This is a genomic window from Bacillus cereus G9842 (genome assembly GCF_000021305.1).
GTDB classification, from domain to species: Bacteria; Bacillota; Bacilli; order Bacillales; family Bacillaceae_G; genus Bacillus_A; species Bacillus_A thuringiensis_S.
The window spans coordinates 4,868,059-4,890,902 of the sequence record NC_011772.1 but is presented as its reverse complement, the minus strand read 5'-3'; the positions used below and the strand labels follow the sequence as shown (position 1 = coordinate 4,890,902).

Here is a 22,844-nt window from a genome sequence, read left to right as displayed (position 1 = left end):
TAAAAAACGGGAGGATGTTTCAAATGAAAAAATTATTACTTACGGCACTTATTTCAACTTCAATTTTTGGCTTAGCTGCTTGTGGCGGGAAAGATAAAGATGAAAAGAAGCTTGTTGTTGGTGCTTCTAACGTACCGCACGCTGAAATTTTAGAAAAGGCAAAACCGTTACTTGAGAAAAAAGGAATTGAATTAGAAGTGAAAAAATTCCAAGATTACGTGTTGCCAAATAAATCGTTAGCGGATAAGGATTTAGATGCAAACTACTTCCAGCACATTCCGTATTTAGAAAAAGAAATTAAAGATAAAAAGTATGACTTTGAAGTAGCAGGGAAAATTCATTTAGAGCCAATTGGTGTATATTCTCAAAAATATAAGAGCTTAAAAGAACTTCCGGACGGAGCGACAATTATTATGAGTAATTCTGTTGCTGACCATGGACGTGGTTTAGCAATTTTACAAAAAGAAGGTATTTTAAAAGTTAAAGATGGGGTAGATCCAGTTAAAGCAACTCCAAAAGATATTGCAGATAATCCGAAAAATCTAAAATTCAAAACGGATATCGAGCCTGGTTTATTGCCACAAGTGTATAACAATAAAGAAGGCGACGCTGTTTTAATTAACTCTAACTATGCAATTGATGCAAAGTTAAATCCGGAAAAAGATGCAATTGCAATTGAAGGAAATGATTCACCGTACGCAAACATAGTAGCTGTTCGTAAAGGCGATAAAGATAAGAAAGAGATTAAAGCTCTTGTAGAAGTATTACATTCTAAAGAAATTGAAGACTTCATTAATAAAGAATATAAAGGGGCAGTTGTTCCTGTAAAAGAATAATTGCTGAAAAGGGCTGGTGTATGCCAGCCTTTTTTATAACTACATAACTATAGGGGAGAAGGGGACATCATATGAGAAAGATTCTATTGTCAGTTGTTACAGCGCTGTCTGTATTTACATTAGCTGCTTGCGGAGGGAAAGAAGAGAATAAGCTTGTTGTTGGAGCTTCTAACGTGCCGCACGCTGTTATTTTGGAGAAAGCACAGCCAATCTTAGAGAAAAAAGGCATTAAGTTAGAGATTAAAAAGTTCCAGGATTATGTACTGCCAAATAAAGCGTTAGCGGATAAGGAAATTGATGCGAACTACTTCCAACACATTCCTTACTTAGATAAAGAAATTCAAGAAAAGGGATATAAAATTGTAAACGCAGGAAAAATCCATTTAGAGCCAATGGGGATTTATTCTAAGAAATATAAAAGTTTAAAAGAATTGCCAGATGGCGGAACAGTTATTATGAGTAATAACGTAGCGGAGCGTGGCCGTATGCTCGCATTGTTACAAAAAGGCGGCGTTATTAAATTAAAAGACGGTGTAGATGTTGTTAAAGCGACAGTAAAAGATGTTGTAGAAAATCCGAAAAACTTAAAGTTTAAAACAGATGTAGAGCCTGGATTGTCACCAAAGCTGTATGAAAATAATGAGGGAGATGCTTTATTTATTAATTCGAACTATGCAATTGATGCAAAATTAAATCCAACGAAGGATGCAATTGCGATTGAAGGATCAGACTCTCCGTATGCAAACATCATTGCAGTTCGTAAAGGTGACGAGAAGAAAAAAGAAATTAAAGAATTAGTAGAAGTATTGCATTCAAAAGAAATTCAAGACTTTATTAATAAAGAATATAAAGGTGCTGTACTTCCGATAAGTGAATAATTATAAGGAAAGGACTGGGAATTTACCGGTCCTTTTTTCTTTATATAAATAAGAAGAAAGGTGTATCATATAAAGGTGAAAAGGAAATACTTATATACATTTGTGAAAAAACGGTTACTTTTTTTCGTCGTTTGCGATATCATTTTATTTGATATAAAATTAGAATGAGAATAAAATGAGAATATGAACGTTTTAGGAATTTTTAAAATGTATATATAGGATTAATGGAGGTATTGAGATGGCTGGTTCTACATTAACGGTTAAAGACTTACACGTATCAATTGACGGCAAAGAAATTTTAAAGGGTGTAAACCTTGAAGTAAAAGGTGGAGAAATCCACGCAATTATGGGACCTAACGGAACAGGTAAATCAACTTTATCTTCTGCAATTATGGGTCACCCAAAGTATGAAGTAACAGAAGGTAGCATCATCATCGACGGTGAAGATGTATTAGAAATGGAAGTAGACGAGCGCGCACAAGCGGGTCTATTCCTAGCAATGCAATATCCAAGTGAAATTAGCGGAGTAACAAACGCTGACTTCTTACGTTCTGCAATTAACGCACGTCGTGAAGAAGGCGATGAAATTTCTCTTATGAAATTTATCCGTACATTAGATAAAAACATGGAATTCCTAGAAATGGATCCAGAAATGGCACAACGTTACTTAAACGAAGGTTTCTCTGGTGGAGAGAAAAAACGTAACGAAATTCTTCAATTAATGATGATTGAGCCAAAAATCGCAATCTTAGACGAAATCGACTCAGGTCTTGATATCGATGCATTAAAAGTTGTATCTAAAGGTATTAACCAAATGCGCGGCGAAGAGTTCGGTTGCCTAATGATTACGCATTACCAACGTTTATTAAACTACATCACTCCAGACTTCGTTCACGTTATGATGAACGGTCGTATTGTTAAATCTGGTGGCCCTGAGCTTGCACAACGTCTAGAAGCTGAAGGTTACGACTGGATTAAAAAAGAATTAGGTATTGAAGACGAAACAGCAGAGCAAGAAGCGTAAGAGAGGAGCATAAACATGACAATCGGTACATTACCTTTCGATCAAGAAACAATCCGTCAGCGCGCAAGCGAAGTAAACGAAGCTGCTTGGTTGACTGAGTTCCGCTTACAAGCTCTTGCACAAGCAACAGAACTTCCAATGCCAACGCCTGATAAAACGAAAATTGAAAAATGGGACTTTATCGGAAAAGGCGACGCTGCTAAGCAAGAGCCTGTAAGTTCTTTAACAGAGCTTCCAGAAGCAGTGAAAAACTTAATCGATGAAAATAACAGTGTATTAGTACAACGTACTGGTACAACTGCGTTCGTTTCTTTAGCAGACGAAGCAAAAGAAAAAGGTGTTATTTTTACAGACATCGTAACAGCTGCAACAGAGCATGCTGAACTATTACAAAAGTATTTAATGAAAGACGGCGTGAAGGTAGACGAGCATCGTTTAACTGCACTTCATGCTGCATTAATCAACGGCGGTGCATTCGTATATGTTCCGAAAAACGTTGTTCTTGAAACTCCACTTCAAGCTGTATTCTTAGTAGACGGCGAAGAAGCTAACGTATATAACCATGTATTATTCGTAGCTGATGCGAACAGTACTGCAACTTATGTAGAAAACTATGTTGCAAATGAAAATGCTAAAGGTATTGCAAATATCGTAGCAGAAGTAATCGTGGAACAAGGCGCACAAGTTAAATTTGGTGCGGTTGATCTATTAGCAAAAGACGTAACAACTTACGTTAACCGCCGCGGTGTTGTTGGACGCGACGGCCGCATTGATTGGGCTCTAGGCCTTATGAATGACGGAAATACAATTTCCGAGAACGTTACAAACTTAATGGGCGACGGTTCATATGCTGATACGAAAACAGTAACAATTGGCCGTGGTAACCAAACACAAAACTTTACAACTAAAGTTGTTCACTTCGGTAAACACTCTGAAGGTTGGATTTTAAAACACGGTGTACAAAAAGATAGTGCAACATCTATCTTTAACGGAATTGGTAAGATTGAACACGGTGCATCTAAATCAAACGCACAACAATCTTCTCGCGTTCTTATGTTAGATGAGAAAGCACGCGGTGATGCAAACCCAATTCTTTTAATCGACGAAGATGATGTAATGGCAGGTCACGCAGCTTCAGTAGGCCGCGTAGATCCGTACCAATTATACTACTTGATGAGCCGTGGTATTCCAAAACGCGAAGCAGAACGTTTAGTCATCCATGGATTCTTAGCACCTGTAGTAAATGAGCTTCCAATTGAAGGAGTAAAAGCACAGCTTGTTGAGGTAATTGAAAGGAAAGTTCGCTAATGAATATTCATGAAATACGCAAACAGTTTCCAATTCTTGATCAAAAAGTGAACGGCAAACAACTTGTATATTTCGATAGTGCAGCAACTTCTCAAAAACCAATTCAAGTCATTGAAACGTTAGAACGTTACTATAAAGAATATAATTCTAACGTGCATCGCGGTGTTCATACGCTCGGTACGAAAGCTACCGACGCGTATGAAGGTGCACGCGAGAAAGTTCGCAAGTTTATTAACGCGAAATCAATGGAAGAGATTATTTTCACGCGCGGAACGACAACTGCATTAAATACAGTAGCGGCTAGCTATGGTCTTGAAAATGTAAAAGAAGGCGATGAAATCGTTATTTCTTACATGGAGCACCATAGTAACATCATTCCGTGGCAACAAGTTGCGAAGAAAACTGGTGCAACTTTAAAATACCTTCCGCTTCAACCAGACGGTACAATTTCTTTAGAAGATGTTCGTCAAACAGTTACACCGAATACAAAAATCGTTTCTATTATGCAAGTTTCAAACGTGCTTGGAACGATTAACCCTGTAAAAGAAATCGGAGCGATCGCACACGAAAATGGCGCAATTATGGTCGTTGACGGTGCACAAAGTACACCTCACATGAAAGTAGATGTACAAGATTTAAACTGTGATTTCTACGCATTATCTGCTCATAAGATGTGCGGACCTACAGGCATCGGCGTATTATATGGTAAAAAAGAATTGCTGAACAATATGGAGCCAATTGAATTTGGCGGTGAAATGATTGATTTCGTAGATTTACAAGAATCTACTTGGAAAGAGCTTCCGTGGAAGTTTGAAGCAGGTACACCGATTATCGGTAATGCAATCGGACTTGGTGCGGCAATTGATTTCCTAGAAGAAATCGGTCTTGATAATATTGAAAAGCATGAACATGAATTAGCGCAATACGCTTTAGAAAGACTATCAGAAGTAGATGGCGTTACAATTTATGGTCCAAAGCATCGCGCTGGTCTTGTTACATTTAATATTGAAGACGTACATCCTCACGATGTAGCGACTGTATTAGATGTAGAAGGCATTGCAGTTCGCGCAGGACATCACTGTGCACAACCGCTTATGAAGTGGCTAAAAGCTTCTTCAACAGCACGTGCGAGCTTCTATTTATATAATACAAAAGAAGAAATTGATACATTTGTTGAATCGCTAATCAAGACAAAGGAGTATTTCACAAATGTCATTTAATAATTTAGATACGTTATATCGTCAAGTTATTATGGATCATTATAAGAATCCTCGTAACAATGGCGTGTTAGAAGATAGTGTTACTGTTAACTTGAACAATCCAACTTGCGGCGATCGTATTCAACTTACGATGAAAGTAGAAGAAGGTATTGTGCAAGAGGCGAAGTTTGAAGGCGAAGGATGTTCAATCTCAATGTCTTCAGCTTCAATGATGACACAAGCAGTAAAAGGTAAGAAAATTGAAGAAGCACTTCAGCTTTCGAAAATTTTCTCTGACATGATGCTAGGAAAAGAGTACGATGACAGCATCGATTTAGGAGATATTGAAGCATTACAAGGCGTATGCAAGTTCCCTGCACGTATTAAATGTGCAACATTAGCGTGGAAAGCGTTAGAAAAGGGCTTAAACGAAGATAAGTAATGTTAAAGGTTCCTAAAAATGAGGTTATCTAAGGAGGGACACACCAACATGGCGAAGCAACTGCCAGATATCGGCGATTACAAATATGGTTTCAAAGACAAAGACGTTTCGATTTTCCGTGCTGGACGCGGTTTAACAAAAGAGATCGTTGAAGAGATTTCACGTATGAAAGAAGAACCACAGTGGATGTTAGACTTCCGTTTAAAATCACTGGATAAGTTCTATGAAATGCCAATGCCACAATGGGGCGGCGACTTAAATGACTTAGATTTCGATGAAATTACGTACTACGTAAAACCATCTGAGAAATCTGAGAAGTCTTGGGATGAAGTACCTGATGAAATTAAAGCAACATTTGATAAATTAGGTATTCCAGAAGCTGAGCAAAAATATTTAGCTGGTGTATCTGCACAGTACGAATCTGAAGTTGTATACCACAACATGAAAGAAGACCTAGAAGCTCTAGGAATCGTCTTCAAAGATACAGATAGCGCATTAAAAGAGAACGAAGATATTTTCCGTGAGCATTTCGGAAAAGTAATCCCACCAACAGACAACAAATTCTCTGCATTAAACTCTGCAGTTTGGTCTGGTGGATCATTCATCTACGTTCCAAAAGGTATTAAAGTTGATACACCACTTCAAGCGTATTTCCGTATTAACTCTGAAAATATGGGACAATTCGAGCGTACGCTTATCATCGTAGACGAAGGTGCACACGTACACTACGTAGAAGGTTGTACAGCACCTGTTTACACTACTAACTCACTTCACAGTGCGGTAGTAGAAATCATCATTAAAAAAGATGCGTATTGCCGTTATACAACAATCCAAAACTGGGCGAACAACGTATACAACCTAGTTACAAAACGTGCGGTTTGTGAAGAAAACGCGACGATGGAATGGATTGATGGTAACATCGGATCTAAATTAACGATGAAATACCCAGCAGTTATCTTAAAAGGCGAAGGCGCTCGTGGTTTAACATTATCAATCGCGATTGCTGGTAAAGGCCAACACCAAGATGCTGGTGCGAAAATGATTCACTTAGCACCAAACACGTCTTCAACAATCGTTTCTAAATCGATTGCGAAGCATGGTGGTAAAGTAACTTACCGTGGTATCGTACACTTCGGACCAAAAGCGAAAAACTCTCGCTCTAACATCGAGTGTGACACGTTAATCATGGATAACCAATCTACATCTGATACAATTCCTTACAACGAAATCAAAAACGATTACGTTTCACTTGAGCACGAAGCGAAAGTATCGAAAGTATCAGAAGAACAATTATTCTACCTAATGAGCCGCGGTATTTCTGAGCAAGAAGCTACAGAAATGATCGTAATGGGCTTCATCGAGCCATTCACTCGCGAACTTCCAATGGAATACGCAGTTGAAATGAACCGCCTGATCAAGTTTGAGATGGAAGGTTCTATTGGTTAAATAGAAATGCGGAGCCGACTGTTCAGACCCGTTGGCTAAGGTTCTTTCGCACAGAAGATGCTTTTTATCTTCTGGTGCGGAAGGTTCTTAGACATGAGGGTTTAGGAGGCAAAGCTGGACAATATTTAAAGTGGAAGCGGCTCGTTCAGTATGTGAGGGGGATGGAGCTTCTGACGTAGAGGCGCTTTTTGCCTCATAGGAAGAAGTGAAGCCACCGAACATTCTAGCCGCTAGAACTGGATAATATATGTATGAAGAAAGCGCCCTGCTGTGCAGGGCGCTTTTTTGTTTTGCGGATTTGTCTTGGCTTGGGAGAGGATACCCGGGTGGGTGTTCAGCTAAATATATCAACGATTTTTCAAATATATCGATCATAAACGGGAATATATCAACGATTATTTCAATATATCAACGTTTCGACAAGGAATATCGATTTGTCGACAAGATAAGACAAAAGAAAATTCTCACATACCCCAAACATTTTATAAGAACAGAGAACGACTAGGTTTAAGACAAAGAGACTGACAAATCCACTTGAACAATCAACCACTGAATTTTATATTAAACTTTTTGACAAATCCACCCCTCCCTCCACTATCTGGAATTCTTTCCTGCATTAGCAAAAATTTCTCATATAAAAAAGGGCAATCTTTTGCTTTTTCTCACAATGCGAGTACAATGTAAAATAGCAAGAAAAGACGAAAAGTATTTACAGGATTATTGTATGCGCATAGCGTAAATGGCAGTAAGGAACTGAGAGGAGGTTTTTTCTCTGAATATAAATAAGGAAACAATCATCCACCTTTATCATACAAACGATATACATAGTCATTTTGAAAATTGGCCGCAAATTTCTCGGTTTGTACAGGGAGAGAAAAAGCGAAGACAGGAAGCGGGAGAGACCGTTTTGACGGTTGATATCGGCGATCATGTGGATCGTTTTCATAGTATTTCGGAAGCGACGAATGGACTTGGCAATACGAAGCTTTTAAATGAGGCGTTATATGATTATGTAACGATCGGAAATAATGAAGGAATTACGTTAGCGAAGGAGCATTTGAATCGTCTATATGATGAGGCTGGATTTGAAGTGCTTGTCGCGAATTTATTTGAAAAAGAAGGTGTACGTCCGGAGTGGGCAAAGCCTTATAAATTACATACAACGACAGATGGGATTACGATTGCCTTTATCGGGTTAACGGTAGCTTATCCAGAGTTCTATCATATGCTCGATTGGCATATTGAAGATCCGCTTATCCATTTAGAGTCTATTTTAGAAGAAGTGCGAGATGAGGCTCATATTACAGTTGTCCTTTCTCACCTTGGAAAAAGCATGGATGAGTATATGGCAGAGCATTATGATATAGATGTGATTTTAGGTGCGCATACGCATCATTTATTTGAGCGTGGTGTTCTTATGAATAATACGTTACTTTGTTGTTGTGAAAAGTGGGGGCGTTACGTTGGTCACGTACAGCTTACTGTGGATATAGAGACGAAGAAACTACTGAAAAAAGACGGTAGAGCAATTAAGACGGAACGGTTAGGGGCTTATAGCGAGCCGTTATCCACAATTGAAATACTGCAGGAAGAAAGTAAGCATATAATGGCAGAGCCTGTCGTTCATTTAAAAGAGTCATTACCGGTTGATTGGTTTCATGAGGCGCCGTTTTCTCATATGTTAGCAAGTGCGCTGAAAACATGGTGCAGTGCAGAAGTTGGAATGGTGAATGCTGGTGTACTTCTTGAAGGATTAGAAGAGGGTGTTGTAACGCGCGGAGATATTCACAGAATTTGTCCACATCCAATTAATCCGTGTGCTTTGAAAGTTCCAGGAAAGATATTAAGAGAAGTTATTTTGAAAGCACGTAAACCGAATATGGAAAACCTTGAGGTAAAAGGATTCGGATTTCGTGGAAAAGTGATGGGGAAAATGATTTACGCTGGTGTAGAAGTAATTCCAGATACGATTCCTGGGAATAAAATTTTATTAGAAGATGTATTGATTAACGGCGAATCGCTGGAGTTAGACCGTATATATACAGTAGGAACAATTGATATGTTTACGTTTGGATACTTATACCCAGAGCTATCCACACTTTCTAGCAAACAATATTATATGCCAGAACTACTTAGAGATGTGTTAACAGATATGTTAATAACTTATACATCTTCCGTTAAACTATAGGCTAGTTAACTTGTAACACTCATTTTTCTCTTGTCATACAGATAAGAAAGAGAGGAGTGTGAACTATGGTTAATGTGGAGCCAATTATAATTGATAATTATACGTTTATTGCGGTTAGCGTCAAACTTCCAAAGACGAATTTGCTAGCTGTAATGAGCGATAAAGGATATATTATGTGTGGTGCATTAGATGTAGGTCTTTTAAATGAGAAGTTAGGTGATCGAGGAATTATTGCTGGCCGTGCGGTTGGTGTAAGAACGATTGAACAACTTCTTGAAGCGCCACTAGAATCGGTAACGACTGGAGCTGAAGCATTAGGCATTCCAGCAGGAACGATTGGAAAAGAAGCATTATTAAAAATGAGATAAGCATATATCGTCCCTCCTTCTTGCATAGAAATGATATAAGAAGGAGGTTTTTTTATGAGTATATTTCGCTCGAAAAACTCGCGGTTTCGAAAGGGACCTATCGCCTTTCGGTATATACTGCTTATGTCGTTTATTCTTTTTGTTATATTACTTACGCAAGGGCTGTGGATTGTGAATAATAGTATTCAGCCGACCTTAATTAAATATGGAGAAGTAGAGACAAAGAAAATGGCGACGGCAATTATGACGAAGGCGGTAAAGGATCGAATTAATGAAGGATTCGATGTCGATTCGTTAATGAAAGTACAAAATGATAAAAACGGGAAAGTATCCACAATTAATTTAAATACGAAGCAAGTAAATGAAATCGTAACGTCAACGACTACGTACATAGAAAAATATTTGCAGCAAGTAGAACAAGGGAAGTTGAAGGAGCTAGGTATTTCTGAAAAAAACGGGGCGACTATGGCAGTTCCTTTTGGGCGTGTAACTGATAATGCGCTTCTTGGTAATATAGGACCAGATATTCCGATTCAGTTCACGCCAATTGGGCATGTGAATACAGATATTAAACAAAAAATTGAGCCGCACGGGATCAACACTACAGCGATTCAAATTGTTATGGAAATGGAAGTAACGTTGCAAGTAATCATTCCATTTCATACGAAAGAGATAACGGTGAAACAAAATGTTCCGATTGCGACGCGTATCGTTCAAGGGGAAGTGCCTACGTATTATGGAAGCGGAAGTGTTGCTGTACCTGATAAAAAGAAAACAGATAGTTAATTGCATATAAAGTGAAACTTGAATCAATCGGGCTTTTACTGGATAAAAAATAACCGTAGCAATGCGCTACGGTTATCGTTTTGTATTTGCTCGTTCTTTGCGTTCCCAAAGGCTTAAATGCATATATGGATCGAAGGCCCATTCTGTATAGCCATTGTCTTTATATATGCCAAAATGTAAGTGGGGTGGGAATTTTCCGGCTGTACCAGGGGGGCCATAGCCAGTGCTACCAACAAACCCGATTACTTTTCCGGGCTCAACAATTTGTCCAAGCTGTATTTCTTTTGAGAACCCGCCTAAATGAGCGTAATAATGGTAATTGTTATGAAGGTCGCGAATACCAATGCGCCATCCACCAAGGCGGTTCCAACCTTTCGTTTCAATAATGCCATAGCAAGTCGATCTTACTGGCACGCCATATCCGGCAAAAATATCGGTTCCTTCATGAACTCGTCTGCCCCCAAAACTTCTTCCAGCACCGAAAGTACTACGGTAGCTATGGTCACTACGAATCGGAAGAGGAAAAGCATTTCCTTCTAAATTAATACGTCCATAATGTTTATAAATTTGGGCGTATTCGCTAATTAAATCAACTGTTTTTGCACGTCTATAATATTCCCAAAGCATAATTTTAATACGGTCTTCTGACGTTCCTTGTTTCCTTAAAATAGTCGCTGCGGTATGCAGAAGATCACGGTCGCTATTTGCATTTGCAAATCCATCTTTGTCACCATCTAAACCTATTCCGCCAAATAGAGAAATTGTATGGGGGAGAGTGTCGTTACTATTAACAGGTCCAGCCCATATTTCTGGTTTGAAATAAAGGGAAATGATGGCATCTGGTTTTTTTGGAATATCTTTTCTTACGCTCCGTATATTTCTTTCATATTGATCCATTGCAGCTAAGTAATACCATGGAATGCCTGAAGACTGCTCGGTTTCTTTATATAGTACCATGCGCTTTTCGTATATGCTTTGCTGATTATCTTCACCGTAGGCGATGTTTTGGTGGAGAAGAAAACAAATAGAAAGCAAAAGAGAAATTTTTCGAAGCATGAAATAGACTCCTTTCACAACATCACTCTTTTTAGTGTGGGATATACGGAGTATTTCATTATAGGGAACGATTGGAAAAAATCTTAGAATCTTCATTTGAGCAAATCGCTTTCATACGTTAGAATAGATATGTTACATTGAAAGAAGCGAACACGGTAAACTATTTCATATTGTGCGGAGTTGATAACCATGACAAAACAAACAGAATATAAGCGCAAGCCCGAATGGTTGAAAATTAAGTTAAACACGAATGAAAACTATACAGGCTTAAAGAAAATGATGCGTTCTAAGAATCTTCATACCGTTTGTGAAGAGGCAAAATGTCCGAATATTCATGAATGCTGGGCTGTAAGAAAAACAGCAACATTTATGATTTTAGGTGCGGTTTGTACACGCGCTTGTCGTTTTTGTGCGGTTAAAACAGGCTTACCAACTGAGCTTGATTTACAAGAACCAGAACGCGTAGCAGATTCAGTAGTACAAATGGGCTTAAAGCACGTTGTTATAACAGCGGTTGCACGTGATGATTTAAAGGACGGCGGAGCAGCTGTTTTTGCTGAAACAGTACGAGCAGTACGTCGTAAAAACCCATTCACGTCTATCGAAGTATTACCATCTGATATGGCTGGGGTAGAAGAAAACTTAAAAATGTTAATGGATGCAAAACCAGATATTTTAAACCATAACATTGAAACAGTACGTCGATTATCTAACCGAGTTCGCGCTAGAGCAAAATATGACCGTTCATTAGAGTTTTTACGTCGAGCAAAAGAAATGCAGCCTGATATTCCAACTAAATCGAGCATTATGGTCGGCTTAGGTGAAACAAGAGAAGATTTAATTGAAGCAATGGATGACTTACGTGCAAACAATGTGGATATTTTAACTCTTGGACAATATCTACAACCATCTAAGAAGCATTTACCAGTTATTAAATATTATCCACCAGCAGAATTTGCAGAGCTTAAAGAAATTGCACTTAGCAAAGGATTTAGCCACTGTGAAGCTGGCCCACTTGTGCGTTCTTCTTACCATGCGGACGAGCAAGTACGTTCTGCAAAAGAAAAAACAGCAGAAGCTAAATAATGAAAAAAGAGAGCTAACGATTAGCTCTCTTTTTGTTTGTACTCTAAAACGGTATTTGGACATGTTAATAAAATCTTTTTTAATTCTTCTGTGGATAATTCAATTGTAAATTCAGGAACACCAGGTGTAATTAAAATTTTATCGTACGCATAAACGGAACTGTCCACAATAATTGTTACATCTTGTGAATAACCAAAAGGAGCTACACATCCTGGAGTACAGCCAGTTTCCATTCTTAGTTCATCAGGAGAACAGAGCGATAAGCGTTCTCCAGTTATTTCTTTCATCTCTCCTCGGTTAAGCCGAGTTCCTTCTAACGTAAAAAACACGTAAAAATTTCCAGATGTTGATTTTAAAAATAAGCTTTTACTTGGAGTACCTTGTAAGCCAAGTCTCTCACGTACAATCCGATCTGTCTCATAATCGAGTACCGGTTCGTGTTCGAACTTTTCATAAGAAACATTTGTTTTATGTAGTAGAGCAAGTACGTCTTCGTACATATGAAATAATACCCCTTTCTATTGTTAGAACAGTCTCTTCTCGTGGCGTCAACTGAATGTTTTTGAAAGGGATATTACTTGGACGATGCTTTCCATAAGCGTGTTATGATACATTGTTCGTCGATTGTAATTTCGTAAATATCAGGATTCGTTAAAGCTCTCCATTCATTAAAGCCAATCGTATGATCAAAATGCTTTAAAATGAGTGTAAGTAAATTGCCGTGTGTAACAAGTAGTGTTGTCGTATGGTTTAATTGTAAAACATCTTGAATAAGCGATATGGCACGGTCTGTTGCTTGTTTTGTTGACTCTCCGCCTGAAAAGGCAATATCTATGTTCGTAAAAGTGGATTCTAGTTTTTGCATCCAATCATCCATTGGAACGTTGCTCAATATGCGTTCAGTTAATCGTTCATCTTCTTGGATAGATAAGCTAGCTTGGAGCGCATAGGGCCGAATGGAATCGATAGCTCGGACAAATGGGCTTGAAATAATATGATCGATTTGTAGATGATTTTCTAAGAGGAATGTAGCAAGGTTATTTGCTTGATCTTTCCCATCGGTCGTTAATTCAGCATCACGTTTTTGCCCAGTTGCTGAACAATGTCGTATTACAATAATTTTCTTCATAATTCATCCCCATCTTTCAAGTTGACGCTATATACTTCGACAAATGTGGAAATAATTCCTTTTTATTGGAAACGGCATATGGATTTAAATATGTGGAAAAGTAATGTGGATAATAAAAAATTGAGGTGCAATGATGAAAAAAATGATATGTATCATATTCATTATTTGTTTTCTTACGCAATTGTCCACAACATATGCAGAATCCAACCAAAAACTAAATTATCCAAGCAATCGAAATAAGTCATTTGTGAGTGAGGATGTTTTTTATAAACAGTTAGATAAGAAAATCTATAAAGAATATAAAAATGCAGCATATAGTGTTCGGAAAAAAATCTTATTTAAAGAAGTGCCTGATGAAGAATTTTCTTTCCTAAAAAAAACAGCTGTCGGTTGTCGAAGTAGAGTGGTGCTTCAAGATTTTTTTGTTCACCCTGATCGCCAAGTTTATTTTTTCGCTTCTTTTACTCAAAATGAAGTAGAAGAGTTTCATAAGTACATCGTTATAGATGCAGAAACAAAGAGGGAGCTAAAGGAGGGTAAAAGTTATCATCATTGTGATAGTCCTTATAAAAAATAACCCACCAACCGGTGGGTTATTTTTTTACTCTGGTACACTCATTAATTTCTCTTTCATTTTGCGAATAAGAACGACAGCACCAATTGTACAGAGAAGTGTAATTCCTTCGGCAACAAAGATATTGATTGTCTTTGTTTGGTAAAGTGCCGCAAAGAAGTCTACAAATGCGTGGAATAGTATAGCGTATACTAGGAAGATATATTTCTTCTGTTTTACTGCGTATAAAACAAGCATTGTAAAGGCGATTTGAAGCACGAGTGCCATAATTCTTTCTACGCTACCAAGGAAGTATAAGTAGGCAGGTTGCTGAATTAACATGTCTTGTAAAATGCTGAGTTCGGGTTTTTGTTCAATCAGTTGAGCGAAGCTACCATCGTTAATAGAATTAGCAAAGATTAATGCTTGTAATGCAGAAAAACCGCCAATTAAAATAGATTCAATTCCGCCGTGACCAATTCCATAAGCGAAGCCATCTTTATATTCTAGATATTTTTTTAGTAAGAAGAAGAAGGCAACGAAGCGTCCTAATTCTTCAAAAATACCAGCAGTCAATCCGCCATAAATTGCGAAGGCAAACGGATTTTCTAAAAATGGAGCGATTGTTGGATTACCGCGCATAAATAGGTGGAATGGTGTTTCAAGAATTTGGGTAAATCCGATAAAGATAAGAACACCAATGCCGACCACTTTCCAATTAATATTATATTTTTTACGGAAATAAACGAGTACGATAATTGGGACCAGAATCGAGACAATGAGTTGAAAGATGATGCTGGCAATTACAGTATTTGAAACCATACTTTCACCGCTTTCTAATATATGTACATATCTATTATGCATGAAATACGGGAGAGATGAAACTTTTAGAAAGAAAATGAATTTACTTATTGACTCTAACGTTGCGTCATACTTTATCGTATGTACTAAGGGGGAGATACACATGACAATGAAGGTAAAAGAAGTAGCTGATTTAGTTGGAATTAGTGTGCGCACACTGCATCATTACGATGAAATTGGGTTGTTAACCCCAGACGAGACGACAGAGTCTGGATATCGTCTGTATTCCAATGAAAATCTAGAGACATTGCAGCAAATTTTGTTTTTTAAAGAGCTTGGCTTCCCTTTGAAGAAAATTAAAGAAATTATCATGAGTCCATCATTTGATCGCGAAGAGGCACTACAGCTTCATAAGAAAATGCTTATTGAAAAGCGTGCCAGATTAGATAAGGTGATTGCGACGATTGATAAAACAATTCAGCATACAAAAGGAGAGATTGAAATGACGAACAAAGAGAAATTTGAAGGATTCGATTTCAGCCATAACCCATATGAAGAAGAAGCACGTGAAAAATGGGGAGACGCAGCTGTAGATAAAGCGAACGAATATGCAAAAGGTATGTCAAAAGAGAACCAAGAAGAGTTTAATACTATTTATAGAAATTTAGCGGTACTGAGACACGGTGCACCAGATTCTAAAGAGGCGCAGGGAGCAATCAAAGTATGGTACGATTACTTGCAAAACTTTAGTCACTATTCATTAGACGCTTTTAAGGGACTCGGTCAAATGTATGTCGCTGATGAGCGCTTCACGAAAAATATCGATAAGTTTGGCGAGGGGTTAGCGCAGTTTATGTGTGATGCGATGGAAGTTTATGCGGATCGTAATAAAAAGTAAAACAGGTGGAGATTTTCTCCACCTGTTTTACTTTTTAATCATATCATTTAAAGTTTGATCCCCCGTATTGTTCAAATGAGGATTTTTACTCATTTCACGTTTTAACATATCGAGGCTTTGCGTATATTCTGTATCATTTAATGCGCCAGATTGAAGGCCTTGAATTTGGGAAATCAACTTTTGGTCTGTTGATACATATGCTTTATAATAGCGAGGGACGATGGACAAGGCAGCTCTATATACTTGATCCGCTACAAGTTTCGGATCCGTTGTGTTTGCACGGTATACAACGAACACTTCATCATCAGTAACGAGTGTAGCAGCGTTTGTAACGTCAGGAAGTTTGACTGTCATGCTTGTAATCATTTCAGCGACTTTCTCGCGATTAATGGCCCCTACTTGTTTGTTAGATACTTCATGCTTTTGTTTAGAAGAATAACCGACTCTTGTGAGTCTTGTATTTGTATTTTCCGTATGATACATGTCGTTTTTATTGGAAACAAGAACACGGCTTCCTTCTTCACGTTCCATTTCAGCTTTGTTCGCTGATTGGCACCCTGCAAATAAGGAAATAGTGAGAAGGGAAAGTAAAATTTGTTTTTTCACGATGTATCACCTCCTTCTCCATAGCATGCACTAATTTTCAATTTTTTGTATTTGAAATTGTTGGTTGGTATGCTTTGTGATACGATAAAAAGAAGAATGCTTAGAGAGGAAGTTAATGATGGAGCAAAAGCAAGAGCAAGAGATTCATGCTACGGTGAGCATTAATAATGTTCAGTACGAAGTAATTAAAAACTTTCGTGACGGTTTTAGTGAAGAAGCATTTAAAGAGCGCTATGCAGAAATTTTAAATAAATATGATTATATCGTTGGAGACTGGGGATATGAGCAACTTAGACTGCGAGGATTCTTTGATGATAGTAACCAACGTGCGACATATGATACGAAAATTAGTACGTTAACGGAGTATTTATACGAGTACTGTAACTTCGGTTGTGCACACTTCGTATTACGAAAAGTGAAGAAATAAAAAAATCCTCTTACAATTGTAAGAGGATTTTTTACATATTCTCGCTTATAAACAAATCGAGATATGATCGCCTTCAGAAAGTATTGTATTTGGCTTCATTTGTTGTCCGTTCAATTGAATATCCCCATTTTTAATTTTATCCACAATGAGTGTACGGCTCCAATCAGAAATATATGTGGATAAGGTCTTATCCATTCGGTGAGAACCAAAAATGAGGTCTAATACAATCGTGATTTCGGCTATGCCGTTTTCTTTATGTTGCATAATGGAAATAGTAGTACTTGTTTCCGTTTGATCTTGCTGGGTCATATCGATCGTTTCAACGTGATCAGTAAATGATTTATAAATACGCAGTTTTTGATTCCACGTATGATCTTTCGGACATTTATAAATAGCAAAGCGGTATATGTTTTTTCCATTGGCGTTATGCCTACGAATATTCGTATCAGTAAATAGGGTAGTACGTCCGCAATTTTTACAATATTTTTCGATTGTGTGTTGCTGATTTTCATATAAACTCCAAGAAAGTTGTACTTTCTGCATTTTCCTTCACCTCTTATAGTAGTGGCAAAGAAACGTAATACAGCTATTTGGATGTCTTGTAGTATGAAGACATGAGAAAAAGACAAAAATAAAAGGAGGTTCTCCAAAGAGGAACCTCCGTAAACATCATACTACAGATGCAATACGTTCCTTTGTAATGGGAATGGGCAGACTACTCCCTTGAAAAAGCGTGGTGCTTTTTTGAGAGTAATGCTATCCAATTGCTGGTCCATTACAAAGTAAATGTTGGCATACGTAGATAACGTCCTTTCTATCCAAATAGATTTATTCTTAATTATAACATAAAAAATTGAAAATTCGAAACTCTTATAACAGAAAAACACCAGCTAAAATAGCTGGTGCATACGATAAATTATATAAGTTCAAATAAAAATGAGCGTAACTCTTCTGCAATTTCTTCAGTCATAGAAAATGCGTGCTCTAAGTAGCCTGGTTCGTTTAAATCGTCAGCACCGATAATTGCAAATTTATTACTTTGCATATCAAGTACAATTGTTTTACCGTAATGACGATCGGAATATAAAAGCGCTAAATCATGACGCTCATTTTCTCCCATAAAGCTAACGAAACGAGTTTTTGTAGCGACAGTGTCGTCGTACAGAAAGAAACGTTCTTCCATACACATGGCTCCTTTATTAAATATCTAAGTTTAAGTGTGGTTTATGATCTAAATGGTGATGCGTTTTAATGAATCGTACTGTTCTTGTTTTGTAACGCATTACGATAGAGTATGTTTCAGCTAAATCTCCGCCAAGGAATTTAACACCGTCTAATAACTCACCAGCAGATACACCAGTTGCTGAGAAGATTGCATCATCACCAGATACTAAATCGTCTAACATAAGAAGTTGACGAGGATCTTCTAATCCCATTTCACGACAACGAGCTTCTTCTTCTTCGTTCATTGGAACTAAGCGAGCTTGCATTTCACCTTCAAGGCACTTTAATGCTGCTGCAGAAATAACACCTTCTGGAGCTCCGCCAATACCTACGAATAAGTCGATACCCGTTCCAGGTAGTGCTGTTGCGATTGACGCACCAACATCACCGTCACCAAATAATTTTACGCGTGCACCTTTTGCACGAACACGGTCAATAATATCTTGATGACGCTCACGTTCTTGAACGATAACTGTTAGATCACGAATCTTTTTATTGTTAGCTTCTGCTACAATTTCAATTGTTTTTTCAATTGGATCATCTAAGCTAATTTTACCAGCTGCTTTTGGACCAACCGCGATTTTTTCCATGTACATATCAGGAGCATGAAGAAGGTTCCCTTTGTCTGCGATTGCAATAACTGCCATTGCATTTGCAAGACCTTTTGCAACGATGTTTGTACCTTCTAATGGGTCAACGGCGATGTCTACTTCTGGACCGTTACCTGTTCCTAGTTCTTCACCAATATACAACATCGGTGCTTCATCAAGTTCTCCTTCACCGATTACAACTGTACCTGCCATGTTTACTGAATCAAACATATCACGCATTGCTGTAGTTGCTGCATCATCTGCTTCGTTCTTCTTTCCGCGGCCCATCCACTGTGCGGATGCTAATGCTGCTGCTTCTGTTACACGGACAATTTCTAGTGCGAGTTCACGTTCCAAGATTTCATTCCTCCAATTTCAAAAATCATACAAATATAACTATAACAAATAACGGAGAAAAGGTGAATTCGAAAAATTGTCGATTTTTTCAGAAGAAAGCGTTACAATTAAAATGTAAATGCTTTAATTTCCAGGTAGGTGACATTCATGTATTTTGTAGACAGAAAGAAAATAGAACAAATGCTAGTATGTTTAGAACGAGCAACAAGTACATTTCAAGAGAAAAAGATATATGAAACCGAGTTTGAATTTTACGCATTAGAGCGCATAGCCCATCTTATTATTGATACTGTATTAGATGTAGGAAATGCGATGATTGATGGATTTATTATGCGCGATCCAGGAAGCTATGAAGATATTATTGATATTTTAATGGATGAGCGAGTGATAAGTGAAGAAGATGGACAAGGGATGAAAGAAATTATCCTTCTTCGAAAAATGCTTACGCAAGATTATATTCAAATGAATCATGATGAATTATATAAGACGATTCAAAAACATATTGCAGTGGTAGAAAAATACCCAGCAAATATTCGCAGTTATTTAGAAAAGGAATTAGGACCTGTATCTGCATTTGTACCAGAATAATTATGCTTATAAGATCCCCAGAGAATGCCTTTTGGGGATCTTATATTGTATGTGAGAAAGAAAAGGGAGAAGGGTGAAGTATGGGGGAAGCACGTACTACGAAAGACGAGATTGTACAATTGTTGAAAGTAAAGGGAGAGCACACAGTAGCGGAACTAGCTGACGTTTTAGAGATTACAGAAATGGCAATCAGAAGACATTTAAGTAATCTTGAGAAAGATGGACTCATTTATTCTAAGATGGTAAGGCAACATGTCGGAAGACCAACTTATTTGTATGGATTAAGTGAAAAGGGAGAAGATACATTCCCGAAAGAGTATAAGCAATTTGCGATTGATATGCTAGAAGATTTAGCTCGGATGGGCGATGAAAAAATACTTCAATATGTTTTAAAAGAAAGAACGAAGCGTATGGAAGAACAGTTGCAAAAGCGAGTGAGTAATCAAAAGAATTTAGCATATAAAGTGCAAGAGATAGCAGCTATGCAAGAGAAAAATGGTTATATGGTTCAAATAAAGAGAGATGGAGAGAAATCTTTCGTAATTGAAAAACAAAACTGTCCGTTAAAAGAAATTGCAGAGAGATTCCCACAAGTATGTAAAGATGAAAAAGAGATGTATAAGCGTTTATTTACGAACGCAGATGTGAAAACGCTAGCAAACATGTGCGAGGGCGATTGTAGTTGTTCTTACCAAATAAAAGAGAAAAAATGAACGTTATGGGGCGCTTTAAGGTAAAGCGTTTTTTTCTTTTGGAAAAGCGGGTAATATAAGAGTGGTATGATAAGGTGAGAACGTTAGCATAAAAGGAGAGACATAATCGATGTATAAAGGTTACTTAATTGACTTAGACGGTACGATGTATCGCGGGGAAGAACAAATTGAAGAAGCAAGCGACTTCGTCAAAGCATTAGGAGAGCGCGGCATTCCATATTTATTCGTTACGAATAACTCAACTCGCAAACCAGAACAAGTGGCAGAAAAGCTTGTTCGTTTCGATATTCCAGCGAAAGCGGAGCAAGTATTCACAACGAGTATGGCGACTGCGAACTTCATTTATGAACGTAAACAAGATGCAACTGTATATATGATTGGTGAAGAAGGCTTACACGATGCACTTGTGGAAAAAGGATTTGAACTTGTGGATGAAAATCCTGATTTCGTTGTTGTTGGTTTAGATCGTGACATCACATATGAAAAATTAGCAAAAGCGTGTCTTGCTGTGCGTAACGGCGCAACATTTATTTCCACGAACGGAGACATTGCAATCCCAACTGAGCGAGGATTATTACCAGGTAACGGTTCATTAACATCAGTTGTAGCAGTATCAACAGGTGTGGATCCAATCTTTATCGGAAAACCAGAATCAATCATCATGGAACAAGCGTTAAAAGTTCTTGGTATAGGAAAAGATGAAGCATTAATGGTTGGGGATAACTATGATACAGACATTTTAGCGGGAGTAAATGCTGGTATGCATACGCTTCTTGTCCACACTGGAGTCACAACTGTGGAGAAGTTAACAGAATATGAAGTACAACCAACGCAAGTTGTGCATAACTTGACGGAGTGGATTGAGAAGATGTAATGAAGAAAGCTGTTCCAAACTTTGGAACAGTTTTTTTATTCCTGCTATTTACAGGCAGCCGGAAGAGGTTGCCTGTTTTTTTATGCATAATTGCATATTCGCTGTTGTTATATAAAATGTAAAATTTATATGTAATGATACAAGGAGGAGTCAGCGTGTACTGGATGTCATGTATTATGTTTGTTTTTACATTATGTGTTTTGTTTTTTGTTCTATGGAAGATATATAAAATAAATGAAATGAAAAAAAGCGCAGGAAAACGCATTGCAATGTATCCTCGGGTGAAAAGACGTTGGATTGTATTACTTGGACCAGCATATTTCATTGGACAATGTATGTATATATGTGCTCAGTACGTAAGTGGCGGTATTGATACTGTTGAACAGTTTCTCATTCAGCTAGGTATTCATGCTGTAGCAAGTTGTTTTATGACTTTAATAGCTATCCATCTTATTAAAAGTGTACAAATATATGAAAAAGGTGTAGTAGACGGATTAAACTTTTATTCATACGAAGAATTAAAAGGCTATAAAACATCAACATGGGAAAATCCAAAAGAAAATATATTTTTATATCGCGGGCGAGAAAAAATGAATGACAATGTAAATTTACTTATTAGACAGGAAGATATGAATGAATTAGAAAGCGTTCTTCAAAGATATATTCCGAAATTAATGATGAAATAAAAAAACTCCGGTTAACAACCGGAGTTTTTTTATTAAAACGCACGATTCACAACATCTTTAACTTCTTCAAGATATTGTTTACGCACACCATCATCCACAGAAGGGACACTCGTATAGAATGTGTGCTCAATTGTTTCAATGCCTGTAAATTCAAAAATACCAACATCCACTGTTTTCTTCATTGCGTCAAACATCCCGCCTGCTGTGTATGCTTCTTTCGTATTGCCCATTGTAGATAATAACAATCCTTTTTTACCGCTTAATAACTTTTCAATGCCTTTTTCACCATAAGCATAAGCAAAGCCGTGGCTAAATACACGGTCAACGTATCCTTTTAAAATAGCAGGAAGTCCCGCCCACCAAACTGGATAAATGAATGTAATGCTATCAGCCCAAGAGATATGCTCTTGCTCTTCTTTAATATCTTCTGGTGTGTTTCCTTGAGAAAATGAGATGAAATCGGAAGCGCCTAATACTGGATTGAAGTTTAATTCGTATAGATCGCGAACGCGTACTTCATGACCTTTTTCTTCTAATTCACTTTTTACCGTTTCTAAAATTGCATGGTTGAAGCTTTCTGTATTTGGGTGTGCATAAACGATTACATGTTTCATTGTTCTTCCTCCTATTTTGTGGATATGTGAATAGTTATTTGTATATATGTAACCATTATGGTTACTCCTTTTATGGAAGTCAAGTAATACATATGTATAAAAAGACGCTCAAAAATCGCCTTTTTATACCCCGCTCATACAAAGTACAAAGAAGACAAATAAAATAA

Annotated in this window: 27 protein-coding genes; 18 read left to right on the top strand and 9 right to left on the bottom strand. The window is 37.5% G+C overall.

Features of this window, described 5'->3' with window-relative positions; all coding sequences use genetic code 11:
• Positions 1-23 precede the first annotated feature (23 nt).
• The 10 genes from metQ (BCG9842_RS24840) to yunB all read left to right on the top strand — a co-directional run bounded on the left by metQ (BCG9842_RS24840) (position 24) and on the right by yunB (position 10,475).
• Positions 24-836, top strand: coding sequence for a methionine ABC transporter substrate-binding lipoprotein MetQ (gene metQ / locus BCG9842_RS24840; RefSeq protein WP_000735090.1), 813 nt, complete (start codon positions 24-26; stop codon positions 834-836).
• A 71-nt stretch (positions 837-907) separates the two neighbouring features.
• Positions 908-1,714: a methionine ABC transporter substrate-binding lipoprotein MetQ gene (gene metQ, locus BCG9842_RS24835; RefSeq protein WP_001226751.1), complete on the top strand. Its 807-nt coding sequence runs from the start codon at positions 908-910 to the stop codon at positions 1,712-1,714.
• A 238-nt stretch (positions 1,715-1,952) separates the two neighbouring features.
• Positions 1,953-2,738 carry a Fe-S cluster assembly ATPase SufC gene (gene sufC, locus BCG9842_RS24830; protein ID WP_000929162.1) on the top strand — a complete coding sequence of 262 codons (786 nt, stop codon included), beginning with the start codon at positions 1,953-1,955 and terminating at the stop codon, positions 2,736-2,738.
• Positions 2,739-2,753: 15 nt separating this feature from the next.
• On the top strand, positions 2,754-4,046 hold the full coding sequence (gene sufD / locus BCG9842_RS24825) for a Fe-S cluster assembly protein SufD (protein ID WP_000152177.1): 1,293 nt from the start codon (positions 2,754-2,756) through the stop codon (positions 4,044-4,046).
• Positions 4,046-5,266, top strand: a complete 1,221-nt coding sequence (sufS, locus tag BCG9842_RS24820; protein ID WP_001020767.1) for a cysteine desulfurase SufS — start codon at positions 4,046-4,048, stop codon at positions 5,264-5,266. The genes sufD and sufS overlap by 1 nt, the downstream gene beginning before the upstream one ends.
• Positions 5,256-5,687, top strand: a complete 432-nt coding sequence (gene sufU / locus BCG9842_RS24815) for a Fe-S cluster assembly sulfur transfer protein SufU (protein WP_000009525.1) — start codon at positions 5,256-5,258, stop codon at positions 5,685-5,687. The genes sufS and sufU overlap by 11 nt, the downstream gene beginning before the upstream one ends.
• Positions 5,688-5,735: 48 nt before the next feature.
• The gene (gene sufB, locus BCG9842_RS24810; RefSeq protein ID WP_001118824.1) at positions 5,736-7,133 is read left to right on the top strand and encodes a Fe-S cluster assembly protein SufB; all 1,398 of its coding nucleotides are present in this window, start codon (positions 5,736-5,738) and stop codon (positions 7,131-7,133) included.
• Between the two features lie 772 nt (positions 7,134-7,905).
• Positions 7,906-9,321, top strand: a complete 1,416-nt coding sequence (locus BCG9842_RS24805) for a bifunctional metallophosphatase/5'-nucleotidase (RefSeq protein ID WP_153587256.1) — start codon at positions 7,906-7,908, stop codon at positions 9,319-9,321.
• 65 nt (positions 9,322-9,386) lie between these two features.
• Positions 9,387-9,689 (top strand): YunC family protein, encoded by a 303-nt coding sequence (locus BCG9842_RS24800; RefSeq protein WP_000248466.1) that lies wholly within the window; start codon positions 9,387-9,389, stop codon positions 9,687-9,689.
• A 54-nt stretch (positions 9,690-9,743) separates the two neighbouring features.
• Positions 9,744-10,475: a sporulation protein YunB gene (yunB, locus tag BCG9842_RS24795; RefSeq protein WP_000021796.1), complete on the top strand. Its 732-nt coding sequence runs from the start codon at positions 9,744-9,746 to the stop codon at positions 10,473-10,475.
• Positions 10,476-10,547: 72 nt separating this feature from the next.
• Here yunB and BCG9842_RS24790 read toward each other — a convergent pair whose 3' ends face one another.
• A complete protein-coding gene (locus tag BCG9842_RS24790) occupies positions 10,548-11,531 on the bottom strand; it encodes a M23 family metallopeptidase (RefSeq protein ID WP_000944693.1) in 984 nt (327 codons plus the stop codon).
• A gap of 189 nt (positions 11,532-11,720) precedes the next feature.
• On the opposite strand from BCG9842_RS24790, the gene lipA reads away from it, so the two are divergent.
• On the top strand, positions 11,721-12,617 hold the full coding sequence (gene lipA / locus BCG9842_RS24785) for a lipoyl synthase (protein ID WP_000166367.1): 897 nt from the start codon (positions 11,721-11,723) through the stop codon (positions 12,615-12,617).
• Between the two features lie 20 nt (positions 12,618-12,637).
• Here lipA and BCG9842_RS24780 read toward each other — a convergent pair whose 3' ends face one another.
• Positions 12,638-13,117 carry a YbaK/EbsC family protein gene (locus tag BCG9842_RS24780; protein WP_000272752.1) on the bottom strand — a complete coding sequence of 160 codons (480 nt, stop codon included), beginning with the start codon at positions 13,115-13,117 and terminating at the stop codon, positions 12,638-12,640.
• A gap of 74 nt (positions 13,118-13,191) precedes the next feature.
• On the bottom strand, positions 13,192-13,746 hold the full coding sequence (locus tag BCG9842_RS24775; RefSeq protein ID WP_000721045.1) for a histidine phosphatase family protein: 555 nt from the start codon (positions 13,744-13,746) through the stop codon (positions 13,192-13,194).
• A gap of 142 nt (positions 13,747-13,888) precedes the next feature.
• Here BCG9842_RS24775 and BCG9842_RS24770 point away from each other — a divergent pair, with 142 nt between their 5' ends.
• Positions 13,889-14,323 carry a hypothetical protein gene (locus BCG9842_RS24770; RefSeq protein WP_057096754.1) on the top strand — a complete coding sequence of 145 codons (435 nt, stop codon included), beginning with the start codon at positions 13,889-13,891 and terminating at the stop codon, positions 14,321-14,323.
• 24 nt (positions 14,324-14,347) lie between these two features.
• On the opposite strand, the gene BCG9842_RS24765 is transcribed toward BCG9842_RS24770, so the two are convergent.
• Positions 14,348-15,163, bottom strand: coding sequence for a YhfC family intramembrane metalloprotease (locus BCG9842_RS24765; protein WP_002083707.1), 816 nt, complete (start codon positions 15,161-15,163; stop codon positions 14,348-14,350).
• Between the two features lie 100 nt (positions 15,164-15,263).
• Between BCG9842_RS24765 and BCG9842_RS24760 the strand changes: the two genes are divergently transcribed.
• Positions 15,264-15,998, top strand: a complete 735-nt coding sequence (locus tag BCG9842_RS24760; RefSeq protein ID WP_000178111.1) for a MerR family transcriptional regulator — start codon at positions 15,264-15,266, stop codon at positions 15,996-15,998.
• 27 nt (positions 15,999-16,025) lie between these two features.
• On the opposite strand, the gene BCG9842_RS24755 is transcribed toward BCG9842_RS24760, so the two are convergent.
• Positions 16,026-16,604, bottom strand: a complete 579-nt coding sequence (locus BCG9842_RS24755) for a YhcN/YlaJ family sporulation lipoprotein (RefSeq protein ID WP_000744128.1) — start codon at positions 16,602-16,604, stop codon at positions 16,026-16,028.
• Positions 16,605-16,719: 115 nt separating this feature from the next.
• Between BCG9842_RS24755 and BCG9842_RS24750 the strand changes: the two genes are divergently transcribed.
• Positions 16,720-17,031 carry a YutD family protein gene (locus tag BCG9842_RS24750; protein WP_000970508.1) on the top strand — a complete coding sequence of 104 codons (312 nt, stop codon included), beginning with the start codon at positions 16,720-16,722 and terminating at the stop codon, positions 17,029-17,031.
• Positions 17,032-17,076: 45 nt separating this feature from the next.
• Here BCG9842_RS24750 and BCG9842_RS24745 read toward each other — a convergent pair whose 3' ends face one another.
• From BCG9842_RS24745 to glpX, 3 genes are all read right to left on the bottom strand, one after another.
• Complete coding sequence (locus BCG9842_RS24745) at positions 17,077-17,574, bottom strand: hypothetical protein (RefSeq protein WP_001174586.1); 498 nt, start codon at positions 17,572-17,574, stop codon at positions 17,077-17,079.
• Positions 17,575-17,947: 373 nt separating this feature from the next.
• Positions 17,948-18,214: a DUF3055 domain-containing protein gene (locus BCG9842_RS24740; RefSeq protein ID WP_000392611.1), complete on the bottom strand. Its 267-nt coding sequence runs from the start codon at positions 18,212-18,214 to the stop codon at positions 17,948-17,950.
• Between the two features lie 16 nt (positions 18,215-18,230).
• Positions 18,231-19,202 (bottom strand): class II fructose-bisphosphatase, encoded by a 972-nt coding sequence (gene glpX, locus BCG9842_RS24735; RefSeq protein ID WP_000439090.1) that lies wholly within the window; start codon positions 19,200-19,202, stop codon positions 18,231-18,233.
• A 147-nt stretch (positions 19,203-19,349) separates the two neighbouring features.
• Between glpX and BCG9842_RS24730 the strand changes: the two genes are divergently transcribed.
• The 4 genes from BCG9842_RS24730 (at position 19,350) to BCG9842_RS24715 (ending at position 22,063) form a co-directional block, all read left to right on the top strand.
• Positions 19,350-19,790, top strand: coding sequence for a DUF86 domain-containing protein (locus BCG9842_RS24730; protein WP_000274010.1), 441 nt, complete (start codon positions 19,350-19,352; stop codon positions 19,788-19,790).
• Positions 19,791-19,870: 80 nt separating this feature from the next.
• Positions 19,871-20,503, top strand: coding sequence for a helix-turn-helix transcriptional regulator (locus BCG9842_RS24725; protein ID WP_000503340.1), 633 nt, complete (start codon positions 19,871-19,873; stop codon positions 20,501-20,503).
• Between the two features lie 109 nt (positions 20,504-20,612).
• Positions 20,613-21,377: a TIGR01457 family HAD-type hydrolase gene (locus tag BCG9842_RS24720; RefSeq protein ID WP_000276470.1), complete on the top strand. Its 765-nt coding sequence runs from the start codon at positions 20,613-20,615 to the stop codon at positions 21,375-21,377.
• Positions 21,378-21,532: 155 nt separating this feature from the next.
• A complete protein-coding gene (locus tag BCG9842_RS24715; protein WP_000289903.1) occupies positions 21,533-22,063 on the top strand; it encodes a hypothetical protein in 531 nt (176 codons plus the stop codon).
• 32 nt (positions 22,064-22,095) lie between these two features.
• Here the strand turns inward: BCG9842_RS24715 and BCG9842_RS24710 are convergent, their stop codons facing one another.
• Positions 22,096-22,677, bottom strand: coding sequence for an NAD(P)H-dependent oxidoreductase (locus tag BCG9842_RS24710; protein WP_000683427.1), 582 nt, complete (start codon positions 22,675-22,677; stop codon positions 22,096-22,098).
• Between the last annotated feature and the right edge of the window lie 167 nt (positions 22,678-22,844).

What these genes read in the sequence shown, in the direction of transcription:
- BCG9842_RS24745 (WP_001174586.1), bottom strand. Translation starts at nt 17,574, where the DNA reads ATGCAGAAAGTACAACTTTCTTGGAGTTTATATGAAAATCAGCAACAC.
- sufB (WP_001118824.1), top strand. Translation starts at nt 5,736, where the DNA reads ATGGCGAAGCAACTGCCAGATATCGGCGATTACAAATATGGTTTCAAA.
- sufU (WP_000009525.1), top strand. Translation starts at nt 5,256, where the DNA reads ATGTCATTTAATAATTTAGATACGTTATATCGTCAAGTTATTATGGAT.
- metQ (WP_001226751.1), top strand. Translation starts at nt 908, where the DNA reads ATGAGAAAGATTCTATTGTCAGTTGTTACAGCGCTGTCTGTATTTACA.
- BCG9842_RS24740 (WP_000392611.1), bottom strand. Translation starts at nt 18,214, where the DNA reads ATGGAAGAACGTTTCTTTCTGTACGACGACACTGTCGCTACAAAAACT.
- sufC (WP_000929162.1), top strand. Translation starts at nt 1,953, where the DNA reads ATGGCTGGTTCTACATTAACGGTTAAAGACTTACACGTATCAATTGAC.
- BCG9842_RS24775 (WP_000721045.1), bottom strand. Translation starts at nt 13,746, where the DNA reads ATGAAGAAAATTATTGTAATACGACATTGTTCAGCAACTGGGCAAAAA.
- BCG9842_RS24710 (WP_000683427.1), bottom strand. Translation starts at nt 22,677, where the DNA reads ATGAAACATGTAATCGTTTATGCACACCCAAATACAGAAAGCTTCAAC.
- BCG9842_RS24790 (WP_000944693.1), bottom strand. Translation starts at nt 11,531, where the DNA reads ATGCTTCGAAAAATTTCTCTTTTGCTTTCTATTTGTTTTCTTCTCCAC.
- sufD (WP_000152177.1), top strand. Translation starts at nt 2,754, where the DNA reads ATGACAATCGGTACATTACCTTTCGATCAAGAAACAATCCGTCAGCGC.
- lipA (WP_000166367.1), top strand. Translation starts at nt 11,721, where the DNA reads ATGACAAAACAAACAGAATATAAGCGCAAGCCCGAATGGTTGAAAATT.
- BCG9842_RS24730 (WP_000274010.1), top strand. Translation starts at nt 19,350, where the DNA reads ATGTATTTTGTAGACAGAAAGAAAATAGAACAAATGCTAGTATGTTTA.
- BCG9842_RS24750 (WP_000970508.1), top strand. Translation starts at nt 16,720, where the DNA reads ATGATGGAGCAAAAGCAAGAGCAAGAGATTCATGCTACGGTGAGCATT.
- metQ (WP_000735090.1), top strand. Translation starts at nt 24, where the DNA reads ATGAAAAAATTATTACTTACGGCACTTATTTCAACTTCAATTTTTGGC.
- BCG9842_RS24780 (WP_000272752.1), bottom strand. Translation starts at nt 13,117, where the DNA reads ATGTACGAAGACGTACTTGCTCTACTACATAAAACAAATGTTTCTTAT.
- BCG9842_RS24720 (WP_000276470.1), top strand. Translation starts at nt 20,613, where the DNA reads ATGTATAAAGGTTACTTAATTGACTTAGACGGTACGATGTATCGCGGG.
- sufS (WP_001020767.1), top strand. Translation starts at nt 4,046, where the DNA reads ATGAATATTCATGAAATACGCAAACAGTTTCCAATTCTTGATCAAAAA.
- BCG9842_RS24760 (WP_000178111.1), top strand. Translation starts at nt 15,264, where the DNA reads ATGACAATGAAGGTAAAAGAAGTAGCTGATTTAGTTGGAATTAGTGTG.
- BCG9842_RS24765 (WP_002083707.1), bottom strand. Translation starts at nt 15,163, where the DNA reads ATGCATAATAGATATGTACATATATTAGAAAGCGGTGAAAGTATGGTT.
- yunB (WP_000021796.1), top strand. Translation starts at nt 9,744, where the DNA reads ATGAGTATATTTCGCTCGAAAAACTCGCGGTTTCGAAAGGGACCTATC.
- BCG9842_RS24800 (WP_000248466.1), top strand. Translation starts at nt 9,387, where the DNA reads ATGGTTAATGTGGAGCCAATTATAATTGATAATTATACGTTTATTGCG.
- BCG9842_RS24725 (WP_000503340.1), top strand. Translation starts at nt 19,871, where the DNA reads ATGGGGGAAGCACGTACTACGAAAGACGAGATTGTACAATTGTTGAAA.
- BCG9842_RS24770 (WP_057096754.1), top strand. Translation starts at nt 13,889, where the DNA reads ATGATATGTATCATATTCATTATTTGTTTTCTTACGCAATTGTCCACA.